Here is a 12,130-nt window from a genome sequence, read left to right as displayed (position 1 = left end):
CTGTGGAAAACCCCGGAGACGCACACAGTCTAGCCGAACATGTGTTCGATTGCATGGGGCGCGCCGACACCGGTGGTCTCACCGCATCGTTTCCGGCAGTTCCAGCGCGACCCACACGGCCCTCCAGATCTTCTTGCACGGAACGCCTGCGGCCAGCGCCTCGTCCACGGTGCGGCTCTCGAGTTCCTGCAGGGCGACCGTCGAGGCCCAGCTCCCGGCGTAGCCCTTCCCGAGCACCACTTCAAGTCTCGACCACAATTCCGCTTCACGCATGCTGGCAACCCTAGGCCCCGCAGACACGTGCCGTGCTGCGGTCGTCCCGGTGACACGCCGGGCCGCATCGTCCTCCGGAACAGCATCCGGCGTGATCCCCATGCCCTTCTCCAAACCATCCCTTAGTCACTCCGAACCCCGACGACGTGTTCCCCAGCGATGTCCGCCGATCCCGGTTCACGAGCGAGGACCGTAGCTCTCCCAACCCTTCCCGCGCACCTCCGTCAGGGAATATAAACCCCACCCGCCAACTATTTGAGAAACTTCTTATCCCAAGCGCCCTACAGCGAACCGACACGGTTTCTCGTACACTGACCCTCGAACACGATCATCAATTTGGTCATAAAGTGCACGAAGGAGTCGACATGAACGCTGCGGGTACGCATTCCCACAAGCGCTCCGATCGAATGCTCGCGATGCTGGCGCTGCTTCAAGAGAATGGTCAGATGTCGCTGTCCACACTCGCCACCGAACTGGGAACTTCCGAGGCCACCATCAGGCGCGATGTCGCCGTGCTCGCGTCCCAGGGGCTGTTGGACCGCACCCATGGTGGTGCACGCCCGATCCAGGGCAGCCGCGAACTCCCGGTACGGCTGCGTGACGGGCGCAATCAGGCCGCCAAGTCCCGCATAGCGGCGGCGGCGGCCAAGCTGGTTCCCGAGGGCAAGCACGCCATCGGTCTGAGCGGCGGAACCACTGCCGCCGAGGTGCTCCGGGCCCTGCACCACCGGACCGATCTGACGATCATCACCAATTCGCTCAGCATCGGCCTGGAAGCAGCCGAGCAGGGGCAGGGCCGTGTCCTCATCGCCGGTGGTGTGCTGCGTTCCAATTCACTGGAACTCGTAGGTTCCCTGGCCGAGGCGACGCTCCGGCTCGTGAACGTCGGTACCGCCCTGGTGGGGGCCGACGGACTCAGCTCGTCCGGGGGACTGACCACCCATGACGACATCGAGGCGCGCACCAATCACACGATGATCGAACGGGCGCAGCGGGTGATCGCGGTGGCCGATGCCTCCAAGATCGGCCACGTCACTTTGGCGAAGATGGCGGATCTGAGCGAAATCGACGTTCTCGTCACCGATTCCAACGCCCCGGAGGACGAACTGGCTCGCATCCGGGACCTGGGCGTCGAGGTGGTGATCGTCCCGGTTCCCGCCGACCCGAAGACCGCTACCGGCAGCTGATCTCTCCCACGATCATTCGGCGGAGCGCCGTGGCTGCTTCCCACGGGCGCGGATCCGGATGGCCTCGCGGATGTAGTCGGCGCCGGTCACCAGCGTCAGGATCAAAGCCGCCCACATCAGCACCCAGGCCAGGAACTGCACCGCCCCAGGCAGGCCCGGCAGCCACGCGAGGAAAACGATCAGGGCCAGCGACTGGGTGACGGTCTTCAGCTTGCCACCGCGATTGGCCGCCATGATCCCGTACTTCGCGATGGTCGCCCGCAGCCACGTGATCCCCCACTCACGGACTAGGATCAGCACCGTGAAATACCAGGGAAGCTCACCCAGCAGACTCAGGGAAATGAAGGTCGCACCCGTCAGGGCCTTGTCGGCTATCGGGTCCCAGAGCTTCCCGAAATCCGTGATCAGGTTGTAGCGCCTGGCGATGTAGCCGTCCGCCAGATCGGTCAGCATCGCGACCACGAAGATTCCAGTTGCGATGAATCGCCACCCCTGGTTCGCCGGTTGCCAGAACAGCACCACGACGAACAGCGGCACCATGATGATGCGGAGCACCGTGAGCACGTTGGGAACGTTCAGATTGCTGGGCCGTGGTTCGGTCATCGGGCTTCTCCCACCATGTCGATTCCTGTGACGTCGATGAGCTCAACTTCAATGAACTGCCCGATCCGGGCATCGGCCCCGGGAAGCTCCACAACCCCGTCGGTCTCGGGGCCCTGATGCGGCGCGCGCCCCGAGGCCCCGCCAGCGCCGGTTTCCTCGACCAGGACCACGGTCCGCTCCCCCACCCTCTCCGCCGCGCGGGACTCACACACCATGTTGGCGACGTCGGCCAGCAGTTCCCGCCGCGCATCCACTTCCGCCTGGTCCAGGTGGGCATCCAGGCCCTCTCCCTCCGTGCCCTCCTCGTCGGAATAGCCGAATACCCCGAGAAAATCCAGGTTGGCGTCGATGATGAACTCGCGGAGCGTCTCGACGTCCGACTCGGTCTCCCCCGGGAACCCGGCGATCACGTTGCTGCGGATCCCTGCCCTTGGCTCGACCGCCCTGATCCGTTCGACCAGCCCGAGGAAGGAATCCGGGTCACCGAAACGCCTCATCCTCCGCAGCACCCCGGGCGCGGCGTGCTGGAAGGAAAGGTCGAAATAGGGCACCACCTTGCCGGTGTCCAACATGACCTCCAGCATTCCGGGCCGGATCTCGGCGGGTTGCAGATAGGAGACCCGGATCCATTCCAGTCCGTCCACCCGGGACAACTGGGGCAGCAAGGTCTCCAGGTTCACGCCGGGGAGATCCTTGCCGTAACTGGAGGTGTTCTCGGAAACCAGCAGCACCTCCTTCACTCCCTGCTCCACGAGCCAGCGCGCCTCGGCGATGATGTCGGCGACGGGGCGCGAGAGGTAGGAACCCCTGAAGGCGGGAATGGCACAGAAGGCGCAGCGCCGGTCACATCCGGAGGCTATCTTCAAGGGTGCTGCGGGTCCCGATCCCAAACGGCGACGGATCACGCGCGGCCCCGTTGCCGGGGCCAGCCCTTCCGGCAGGGGGGCGTGCCCCGGGGTCACGATCCGCCCGGCAGCCCGCTGGCGGTCCGTCGGCGCGATCGGCAGCAGTTTGCGCCGGTCCCTCGGAACGTGGGCCTCGTGGCTGCCTCCGGCGAGGATCGACCGGAGACGATCAGCAATGTCCGCGTAGTCGTCGAACCCGAGAACCGCATCGGCCTCGGGCAGGACCTCCGCGAGTTGCGCCCCGTAGCGTTCCGCCATGCACCCCACCGCCACGACCGCCTTCGTCGTGCCGGATTCCTTGAAGTCGGCGGCGGCCAACAGGGTGTCGATGGAGTCCTTCTTGGCCTGTTCGATGAAGCCGCAGGTGTTGACCACCACGGTCTCCGCCTCAGCCGGGTCGTCCACCAGCACGAATCCCCCCGCCGCCAGCCGGCCCGCGAGTTCCTCCGAGTCGACGTCGTTGCGGGCACAGCCCAGCGTCTGGATGTGGACCTTGTTCATGATCTCCCCAGTATCACTCACCCGGTCCCGAGGGAGGCGAGTAGGTCTTCGAGGTCGTCGGGTTTCACCAGCACCTCACGTGCCTTGGAGCCCTCCGAGGGGCCGACGACCCCGCGGGATTCGAGGATGTCCATCAGGCGTCCCGCCTTGGCGAAACCGACGCGCAGCTTGCGTTGCAGCATCGATGTGGAGCCGAGCTGGAGCTCCACCACGAGACGGGCCGCATCCAGCACCAGTTCGAGATCGTCGCCGATGTCGTCCACGACCTTCTTCTCGGCCGCTGCCGTGGTCACGTCCTCCCGGTAGGTGGGCTGCAGCTGCCCCGAGATGTGGGCGACGATCTCGCGGATCTCGGATTCGTTCACCCACGCGCCCTGCACTCGAATCGGTTTACCGGCCCCCATGGGCAGGAACAGCCCGTCGCCCTTGCCAACCAGTTTCTCCGCCCCAGGCTGGTCGAGGATCACCCGGGAATCGGTCATGGAGGATGTGGCGAAGGCCAGGCGCGACGGCACGTTGGCCTTGATCAGCCCGGTCACGACATCCGTGGAGGGCCGCTGCGTGGCCAGGACCAGGTGAATCCCCGCGGCCCGCGCCAGCTGCGTGATCCGCACCACAGACTCCTCCACGTCTCGTGGGGCGACCATCATCAGGTCGGCGAGCTCATCCACCACCACGAGCAGGTAGGGGTAGGGGGCCAGCACCCGCTGCGAACCCTCGGGAAGTTTGACCTGCCCGGCCTTGACGGCCTTGTTGAAGTCGTCGACGTGCCGGAAACCGAAGGCGGCCAAGTCGTCGTAGCGCATGTCCATCTCGCGAACCACCCAGGCGAGGGCCTCCGCGGCCTTCTTCGGGTTCGTGATGATGGGGGTGACCAGGTGCGGAATGCCCTCGTAGTGGTTGAGTTCCACCCGTTTGGGATCCACCAGCAGCATCCGCACCTCCTCCGGGGTGGCTCGCATCATGATCGATGTGATCAGCGAGTTTATGAAGCTGGACTTCCCGGATCCGGTGGCGCCCGCCACCAGCAGGTGCGGCATCTTGGCCATGTTGGCCAGCACGAACCCGCCCTCGACGTCCTTGCCCAGCCCGACGGTGAGGGGATGGTGGTCGGATCGTGCCTTCGGGGAACGCAGCACGTCCCCGAGGCTGACCACCTCCTTGTCGAGGTTCGGGATCTCGATCCCGATGGCGGATTTCCCGGGGATCGGGGTTAGGATGCGGATCTCGTTGCTGCCGACGGCGTAGGCGATGTTGTCCGCCAGTCCCGTGACCTTCGAGACCTTGATGGCGTTGCCGAGTTCGACCTCGTAGCGGGTGACGGTGGGGCCGCGCGTGTAACCGGTTACCCGGGCGTCGATCGCGAACTCCTCGAGGGTGGCAGCGAGCTGCCGCACGATCCGGTCGGAGGCCTCCGTCCGGGCCTTCGGGCGGGTTCCGGGTGCGAGCAGCGACTCGTCCGGGAGCTGGTACATGATGTCGCCGCTGAGCTGCAGCTGTTCGGCGCGCCCCGTCATGGGGGTGTGCACCGGCGGGGGCAGGTCGGGTTTCTCCTCCGGCCCGGGAACCGTCGGGGCATGGGCCTGCGGCGTCGGGTCGTCCAGCCCCGTCCCGGATTCGAGGGGGTAATCCTCGTCGGCCTCGTAGTCGTAGACCGAGTCGTCGTGGGAGGGTTCGTCGTCCTCCGTTATCAGCGGGGTGTCATAGGGCACGTCGACGCCGAGTTCCAGCTTCTCCTGTGGTTCCTCCGGGCGCTCCACCAGCGATGAGAAGGCCGTCCGGATCCCGGCGAGGATCACCCGCAAGGGTTTGCCGATCACGAAGAAGACACCCAGGAGGGTGACGATGAGAAGCACGGGAACCGCGACCCACGTGGAACTCAGGTCGGCTATGAAACTGCTGGCCAGGAAACCGAGCACCCCGCCGGCGCGTTGCAGCTCGGCCATCTGGTCCGGGCGAGGCAGCCCGCGGGAGAGGTTGATGAGCCCGAGCCCGCCCATGGTGAGCAGGAACCAGCCCAGCCCCGTGCGGGGCGCCCCGTCCACGTCCCTGGGGTGCCGCAGAACTCGCCATGCGCTGTAGAACAGGACCGCCGGCACCAGCGGGGCGGCCATTCCGAACAGGGTCGAGGTGATGGCTCCTATGGTCTCCCCCACGGGTCCCGGCAACATGAACCAGGTCCGTGAGGCGAACACGAGGGCGAGCACCAGGATGAACAGACCTGTGCCGTCCCGGCGCCGCTCGGGCTCGACATCCTTTTCCACTCCCCCGAAGCTCCTGGCGAGCGTGCCCACCCCGTGGGCAAGTCCCCGGAGCATCCGCCCCAGGAACTGCACCACGGGATTCGGTTCTGTGGCCTGGTCTCGAGCACCGGACGAGCTGGCGGCCGGTTTGCGGGCACCGGATTTCTTCGAGCCGCCTCGGGATGCGGTGCTCGATTTCTTGGTCCGCTGCCCGGCACCCGACTTGCTGGAAGAACTCCTGGCAGAGGAAGAGCCGCGTGTCGCCATGATTCCAACCTAGTCCAGAGAGCGGATCAGATGCTAAAACCGCTCCGGTGACCCGCCCGGTAGAGGTTTGGCATGCGATTTCTCCGGCCTCAGTGGGAGGAACCCCTCAGTCCTGCACACCCACCATCACGGAGGAGGCCTTGATCAATGCAACCGCTTCCCCGCCGACCTCGAGGCCGAGATCCCGGATGGCCTCGTTCGTGATCGAGGAGCTGAGGATCAGCCCCGGCGCGACCTCGATCTGGACGATGCCGTTGACTGCTCCCTGTTCGATGGATACGACGGTTCCCCTGAACTGATTGCGGGCGCTGATTCTCACTGGTTTTCCTTTCATGCGAAGTGATCCCAGCCGACGCTACCCGTCCACGGCATGCCGTCCACAATCACCTCCGCACCTGCGGTCACCGTGCCGATTCGCAGCCAGCCCTGCGGGAGTCCCACCTCCGCCGGGAAGGTCGCCGCTAAGGCGTGGTCCTCGCCACCGGCGAGAACGAAGCCCAGCGGATCCTTGCCCGTGGCGGCCGCGAGGCGCGCCAAGCTGTCGTGTATCTTCAGTGCCCCGGTCCTCACATCGATGCCCACCCCGGAGAGCTCACAGATGTGCCCGAGGTCCTGCAGCAGGCCGTCAGAGACATCGATCATCGCGGTGGCACCGGCCTCCGCGGCCACTTTTCCCTGCCCGTAGGGAACGGTTGGACACTGCTGTTCCAGAACCAGGTCCTTGGGGGAACCGAATCCCCGCTGCAGGACCAGCAGGCCACCCGCCGAACAACCGAGCCGGCCGCACACCGCTACCTGGTCACCGGCCCTCGCGCCCGCCCGGGTGACCGCGGGACGCCCGGACAGGTTCCCGAGCGCGGTCACCCCGAGTGCGATGTGCGCCGACGACGACAGGTCGCCTCCCACGAGGCTGACCCCGGCCCGGGCGCACTCCTCGACCACACCCTCCTGGAAGTCGCTGACCCAGCGCCGGTCCAGGTTTCTCGGAAAGGCCAGCCCGATCACCACCGCGCTGGGTTCGGCCCCCATGGCCTCGATGTCCGAGACGTTGACCGCCACCGCTTTCCTGCCGGTTTGGAAGGCGGACGACCAGGCGCGTTTGAAGTGGACGTTCTCGATCAGCACATCGGTGGTGATGACGATGTCGCCGCGCGGCACCAGCACTGCCGCGTCGTCGCCGGGGCCCAGCCGCACGTCGGAGCCGAATGCCAGGCCGTCGGTGAGTTCAGCGATCATCTCGAACTCGGCGCTCATCAACGCAACCCCACCGGGCGTTCGAGGGCGAGTTCGATGAGCCTGGTGACCAGTTCGGGATACGGAATCCCGGATGCCTGCCACAGGGCCGGGTACATCGAGATCCGGGTGAATCCGGGCATGGTGTTCACCTCGTTGATCCACGCCTGATCCTCGGTGGCGAAGAAGTCGGCGCGCACGAGCCCCTCGGCGTCGAGCGCGTTGAAGGCCCGGCAGGCCAGTTCCCGGAGCCTGGCAGCCAGCTCCGGGGTGGTCCTGGCCGGGGCGTCGAGGGCAGCCCCGTCATCGTCCAGGTATTTGGTGGCGAAGTCGTAAAAACCGTCCCCGTCCTGGACCCGGATCTCACCGACCACCGAGGCCCGGCATCCCTCGGGGGATCCGGGATCGCCCAGCACCGCCACCTCCAGTTCCCGGGTTCCGACGAACCCCTGCTCGAAGATCACTTTGGGATCATGGCGCTGCGCCTCCGCTATGGCGTCCTCCAGTCCGGACGGATCGGTGACCCGGGTGATTCCGATGGAGGAGCCTCCCCGCGCGGGTTTGACGAACACCGGGAATCCGAGCCCGGCCACCTCGGCCAGCACGGCCTTCCGTTCGAGGCGCAACCGGCGCTCCGAGGCGACAACGTAGGGGCCGACCGGGAGACCCGCCGCCTCGAAGGCCAGTTTCATGAAGTGTTTGTCCATGCCCACCGCGGAGGCCAGCACCCCCGGCCCTACGTAGCGGATACCCATCATCTCGAACATCCCCTGGATGGTGCCGTCCTCGCCGTAGGGGCCGTGCAGCGGGGCGAAGACCACATCCACTTCCTGGATGTCCACCAGTTGGTCGCCGACCCGGGTCGCGACTTGGCCACCGTGTTCACCGACCAGCCAGACCGCGTCGTGTTCCGGTTCCGGAACCTCCGGTGTGGCGTCCCCGGTGATGTGGAGATCGGCGACCTCCTCCAACGACATCCGGGACCACCGGCCGCTCTTCGAGATGCCTACGGCGACGATGTCGAACCGTTCCCGGTCGATGGCTCCGAGCACGCTGGCCGCCGTCAGGCAGGAGATGCCGTGCTCCGACGATTTTCCACCGAAAACCAGGGCGATCTTGGTTCGTTCCGACACTGGGGCCTCCTGAGCTCGATTGCCGATTCATCCTACTTGCCACATGGCCCGGACGGATCAGTTCCTGCGGCCGGCTCCGGCGAGGATCTCGTTCAACTCGGAATCGGTCAGCTCGTGGTGGTAGAAGAGCGAGTAGAACTCCTTCACCTCCTTCTGGAGGTCGAAGTTGTAAACGTCCGGGTAGATGGTCTCCGCCGCCCAGACCGCACCGATCACCTGGTTCACCGAGGGCGGGCCGTCCATCCAGGCCCAGGGGGCCTGCGGGGAGATCAGCACGTTGCCCTGGGAAACCGCCCGCAAGGGCTTGAAGGCGTCACTCGATACCAGGTCCGTCCCGCCCTTCCCGGGCATGGCGATGATCCAGTCGGGATCCCAGGTGAGCAGCTGCTCGGCGTTCACATCGACCCGGCTCGAGGCCTTCTCGGCCGTTCCGTAGACATTCCTGGCGCCGATGACGTCGATCACCTGGGCGTGGATGTTCTTGCTACCCGCGGTGCTCAGGCCCGCATCGCCCGTTGCGTAGTAGACGGAGACGCGCTGCTTATCGGTGATTGTCGCCGAGCCCCGCGCGAGTTCGGCGTTGATCCTCTCGATATAACTCGCCAGTTGTTCGCCTCGCGCATCGTCGCCGAAGATGCGACCCATCATCCGGTAGGACTCTGGCAGTTTCTGGAACTCCGTGGACAGCTGGACCACCTGGATCCCGCTCTGTTGCTCGAGATCGTCGTCGATCTTCGCGTACTCGGCTGAAACCTCACCCGCGTCGAGGATGACGTTGACCCCGTGACCCAGCAGGGTTTCGGCGTTGAACGTGCCGTCCTTGCCGTTCGCCCTGCCGAGAACCGGCAGCGCCGCGGCCTCGGGGGTTATGTACCGGGAGACCTGTTCGGTCACCTTGGTGTTCCAGCCGGCAAGTTTGTCCGCCCCGAAGGTGTAGATCATGACGGTGGCGGGAGGGCCCGCCCCGAAGGCCAGGTTCGCCGGGGCCGCCAGTTCGGTGTCACGCCCACCCATGTCCTTGAAGCTGAGCGGGCCTCCTGATGCGGAGACCGCGGGGGTCTGGGACCCGGTCGTCTGCGCGGGGCCCGACGAGCAGCCCGTCAGGAGCGTGGCCAGGGCGACCAGCCCCGCGAACAACGGTTTCCACTGCGTTTTCATGGGTTCCTCCTGATGATGTGGTTGAACATGCGAAGTCCTTGACGGGCCTCAGCCATCCCGCCTCCGAGGCCAATGGCCCGTCGGACGTGATCGGGATCGATCACCAACGATCCCCCGATCTCGGCGACACAGGCGGGTAGCACCTCGGGCGCGAAGGGCGCGCTCGGACCGACGAGGATCACCCTGGCCCCGCTGCACAGCTCGAGCAGCCGGGGCAGGGTTTTGTTGGTGAGGGCGGAGCCGGTGATGAAGACGAGCTCGCGGTCGGCCAGCAGGTACTCGGCCGCAGGGTCCGGGAGATCGTTTCCCGAGGGCGACCGTTCCAGGACGATGAGGTCACGGCCCTCGGCGTATTTCTCGATGTCACCGAAATGACCGATGGTGGCGATCCTGAGGTCCGGGCGGGTTTCCGCGTGACGTTCGAAGGTGGATCTCTCGTCCTCGCCCGGGGTGAGGTGGGCGCTGACCCGTTCCTCCGTGGTCAGGAAGGAGTTGATGGCGGCCACCCCGAGGGCGGCCAGTTCCAGGTCCCAGGACTTCACGGCGGACGCGGCGTCCCGGAGGTCGCGGCCGACCATGTCGCGTTCGGCGAAACCGGACCGGGGGCCGCCGCGGTAGATCATCGCCACCCCGGTACCAGCGTCGGAGGTGACGCAGGCCCAGTTGCCGATACGGGCGTCGCGCACTTTTGTCCCGGGCGGGATCAGGTCGATGAGGTCGTCGTAGAGCTGCCACGGATTGTTCACTGGTCTCCTCTGGTCTCGGGCCGGGTCACGCAGAGGCGGAGCCCGGGCATGTCCGTCAGGTCCACCACCCTCATGGGAAGGTCGTAGAGGTGGCTGAGGTCCTCCCCCGTCAGGTCGGCGACGGGTTTCAGTCCGGGGCTGCGCCCCTGCTTGAGGAGCAGGACGTCGTCGGCGAACTCGAAGGCGTGGTTGGGCTGGTGGGAGCTGAGCAGCACCGTCAGGCCCTGGCGGTCCACGAGCCGGCGGAGCCGCCTCAACACCCGGATCTGGTTGCCGGCGTCGAGGGCGGAGGTGGGCTCGTCCAGTACGAGCAACCGCCCGCCCTGGCAGAGGGCGCGGGCGATCAGCACCAGCTGCCGCTCGCCGCCGCTGAGTTCCTGGATCCCGCGTTCCCCGAGCCCCGTCATCCCGACCGCTTCGAGTGCCTCATCGGCCGCCTTCCAGTCGGCCTCCCGGGGGCTGGCCCGCAAACCCCGACGGGTCACCCGGCCCAACACCACGGTGTGTCGTCCGGAGAAGTTGAAGGGCACCTCGCTGGACTGCGGGATGTAGCTGATCACCCCGGCCAGGGCCGCCGGACCGTAGCTCTCCAGCCGACGCCCGCCGATCTCGACCTCGCCCGAGTCTGCGCGCAACAGCCTCAGCAGGATCCGGAACAGGGTTGACTTCCCCGACCCGTTCGGGCCGAGCACGAACGCCAGCCGGTTCTCCGGGAGGTCGAACCCGAGATCGTCCAGGGCCGGGGTTCCGCGCCCGGGATAGCGGTGGGTGAGACCGCGAACCATCAGCGCGTTCACCATGACCTGTTTCCCATCATCAGCCACGCCAGGAACGGCGCACCGAGCAGGGCCGTCAGGATCCCCAGCGGGATCTCCGCATCGAGCAGGGTTCGGCTGATCGTGTCCACCCCGATCAGGAACAGGGAACCCAGCAGGAAGGAAACCGGGATCAGGAGCCGGTGCTGGGGACCGAAGAGCATCCGGGTCACGTGCGGCACGATGAGCCCGACCCAGCCGATCACCCCCGAGATGGAGACGGAAACGGCGGTCAGGATGGTGGCGCACACGATTACCCCAGCCCTGAGCCAGGTCACGTTCGTCCCCAGGGATTTCGCGGTTTCCTCCCCGAAGGTCACGGCATCGAGCTGCCAGCGGAGCAGCCACAGCACGATGGCGCACGTGAGGATGGGGGCGAACAGGGCGGGCAGGTCCGCGTGACGCACTCCGTTGAGTCCTCCCATGAGCCAGAAGGTGATGGCGGGCAGTTCCCTGTCCGGATCCGCCAAGTACTTCAGGATCGACACCCCCGCGGAGAACAGGGCGCTGACGATGATGCCCCCGAGAACCAGGGCCAGCACCTGGTCCCTGCGGGTCATCCGGGACACACCCCACGCCCCGAGGACAGCCAGCAGCCCGAAGAGGAAGGCGACCCCCTGGAGTCCGGTCGGTCCCAGCCCCAGCACGATCGCGAGCGCGGCCCCGAAACCCGCCCCGCTCGATGCACCCAGCACGTCGGGGGAGACGAGCGGGTTCCGGAACAGGCTCTGGTAGGCGGCCCCCGCGACGCTGAGCGCGCCGCCCACAAGCAGAGCCGCCACCATGCGTGGGAAGCGGATGTTCCAGATCACGTGCGCGACCTCCGGGTTCCCGGTCCACTCGGAGCCGAGCAGCCGGGAGCCCAGGTAGTCGAGCAGGGTCGCGGGATCCGTGTGAAAACGCCCCAGCGTGAACACGCCGACCATGGTGGCCAGGTTGGCCGCCACCAGTAACAGCAGCAACATCGCTACTCGCCGCCTGGGTATCTCCTTTGACATCAGGAAGATTCTAGCGATTAAATCCGCATCCACAGATCCAAGAAGGGTTTGCTATCCGCTACTGCGGA

At 66.4% G+C, this 12,130-nt stretch carries 12 protein-coding genes; 1 reads left to right on the top strand and 11 read right to left on the bottom strand.

Annotation, left to right across the window (positions count from 1 at the left end):
- Nucleotides 1-78: 78 nt before the first annotated feature.
- Nucleotides 79-273 (bottom strand): DUF3046 domain-containing protein, encoded by a 195-nt coding sequence (locus EL272_RS06465; protein WP_061787033.1) that lies wholly within the window; start codon nucleotides 271-273, stop codon nucleotides 79-81.
- 407 nt (nucleotides 274-680) lie between these two features.
- On the opposite strand from EL272_RS06465, the gene EL272_RS06460 reads away from it, so the two are divergent.
- Entirely contained in the window at nucleotides 681-1,460 is a 780-nt protein-coding gene (locus EL272_RS06460) for a DeoR/GlpR family DNA-binding transcription regulator (protein WP_041697394.1), read from the top strand.
- A gap of 12 nt (nucleotides 1,461-1,472) precedes the next feature.
- Here the strand turns inward: EL272_RS06460 and pgsA are convergent, their stop codons facing one another.
- The 10 genes from pgsA to EL272_RS06410 all read right to left on the bottom strand — a co-directional run bounded on the left by pgsA (nucleotide 1,473) and on the right by EL272_RS06410 (nucleotide 12,062).
- Entirely contained in the window at nucleotides 1,473-2,063 is a 591-nt protein-coding gene (pgsA, locus tag EL272_RS06455; RefSeq protein WP_014846414.1) for a CDP-diacylglycerol--glycerol-3-phosphate 3-phosphatidyltransferase, read from the bottom strand.
- Nucleotides 2,060-3,469: a 30S ribosomal protein S12 methylthiotransferase RimO gene (rimO, locus tag EL272_RS06450; RefSeq protein ID WP_061787034.1), complete on the bottom strand. Its 1,410-nt coding sequence runs from the start codon at nucleotides 3,467-3,469 to the stop codon at nucleotides 2,060-2,062. Before rimO ends, pgsA begins: the two co-directional genes overlap by 4 nt.
- A 17-nt stretch (nucleotides 3,470-3,486) precedes the next feature.
- Nucleotides 3,487-5,979 carry an FtsK/SpoIIIE family DNA translocase gene (locus tag EL272_RS06445; protein WP_081490253.1) on the bottom strand — a complete coding sequence of 831 codons (2,493 nt, stop codon included), beginning with the start codon at nucleotides 5,977-5,979 and terminating at the stop codon, nucleotides 3,487-3,489.
- 106 nt (nucleotides 5,980-6,085) lie between these two features.
- Nucleotides 6,086-6,298, bottom strand: coding sequence for a TOBE domain-containing protein (locus EL272_RS06440; protein ID WP_061787035.1), 213 nt, complete (start codon nucleotides 6,296-6,298; stop codon nucleotides 6,086-6,088).
- 11 nt (nucleotides 6,299-6,309) lie between these two features.
- Entirely contained in the window at nucleotides 6,310-7,233 is a 924-nt protein-coding gene (locus tag EL272_RS06435; RefSeq protein WP_061787036.1) for a thiamine-phosphate kinase, read from the bottom strand.
- Nucleotides 7,233-8,345, bottom strand: coding sequence for a D-alanine--D-alanine ligase family protein (locus EL272_RS06430; protein WP_014846408.1), 1,113 nt, complete (start codon nucleotides 8,343-8,345; stop codon nucleotides 7,233-7,235). The genes EL272_RS06435 and EL272_RS06430 overlap by 1 nt, the downstream gene beginning before the upstream one ends.
- Before the next feature lie 57 nt (nucleotides 8,346-8,402).
- Entirely contained in the window at nucleotides 8,403-9,503 is a 1,101-nt protein-coding gene (locus EL272_RS06425) for an ABC transporter substrate-binding protein (protein WP_061787037.1), read from the bottom strand.
- Nucleotides 9,500-10,249: a DUF364 domain-containing protein gene (locus EL272_RS06420; RefSeq protein WP_014846406.1), complete on the bottom strand. Its 750-nt coding sequence runs from the start codon at nucleotides 10,247-10,249 to the stop codon at nucleotides 9,500-9,502. Before EL272_RS06420 ends, EL272_RS06425 begins: the two co-directional genes overlap by 4 nt.
- Nucleotides 10,246-11,049 carry an ABC transporter ATP-binding protein gene (locus EL272_RS06415; RefSeq protein WP_014846405.1) on the bottom strand — a complete coding sequence of 268 codons (804 nt, stop codon included), beginning with the start codon at nucleotides 11,047-11,049 and terminating at the stop codon, nucleotides 10,246-10,248. The genes EL272_RS06420 and EL272_RS06415 overlap by 4 nt, the downstream gene beginning before the upstream one ends.
- Nucleotides 11,043-12,062 (bottom strand): FecCD family ABC transporter permease, encoded by a 1,020-nt coding sequence (locus EL272_RS06410; protein ID WP_110644201.1) that lies wholly within the window; start codon nucleotides 12,060-12,062, stop codon nucleotides 11,043-11,045. Before EL272_RS06410 ends, EL272_RS06415 begins: the two co-directional genes overlap by 7 nt.
- Nucleotides 12,063-12,130 lie beyond the last annotated feature (68 nt).

Source organism: Arachnia propionica, from assembly GCF_900637725.1.
Classification (GTDB): Bacteria; Actinomycetota; Actinomycetes; order Propionibacteriales; family Propionibacteriaceae; genus Arachnia; species Arachnia propionica.
This window is presented reverse-complemented; position numbering and strand designations above follow the sequence as displayed.

Excerpts from the sequence above, each read along its gene's own strand:
- EL272_RS06465 (WP_061787033.1), bottom strand. The coding sequence starts at position 273 with ATGCGTGAAGCGGAATTGTGGTCGAGACTTGAAGTGGTGCTCGGGAAG.
- EL272_RS06460 (WP_041697394.1), top strand. The coding sequence starts at position 681 with ATGCTCGCGATGCTGGCGCTGCTTCAAGAGAATGGTCAGATGTCGCTG.
- pgsA (WP_014846414.1), bottom strand. The coding sequence starts at position 2,063 with ATGACCGAACCACGGCCCAGCAATCTGAACGTTCCCAACGTGCTCACG.
- rimO (WP_061787034.1), bottom strand. The coding sequence starts at position 3,469 with ATGAACAAGGTCCACATCCAGACGCTGGGCTGTGCCCGCAACGACGTC.
- EL272_RS06445 (WP_081490253.1), bottom strand. The coding sequence starts at position 5,979 with ATGGCGACACGCGGCTCTTCCTCTGCCAGGAGTTCTTCCAGCAAGTCG.
- EL272_RS06435 (WP_061787036.1), bottom strand. The coding sequence starts at position 7,233 with ATGAGCGCCGAGTTCGAGATGATCGCTGAACTCACCGACGGCCTGGCA.
- EL272_RS06425 (WP_061787037.1), bottom strand. The coding sequence starts at position 9,503 with ATGAAAACGCAGTGGAAACCGTTGTTCGCGGGGCTGGTCGCCCTGGCC.
- EL272_RS06415 (WP_014846405.1), bottom strand. The coding sequence starts at position 11,049 with ATGGTGAACGCGCTGATGGTTCGCGGTCTCACCCACCGCTATCCCGGG.
- EL272_RS06410 (WP_110644201.1), bottom strand. The coding sequence starts at position 12,062 with ATGTCAAAGGAGATACCCAGGCGGCGAGTAGCGATGTTGCTGCTGTTA.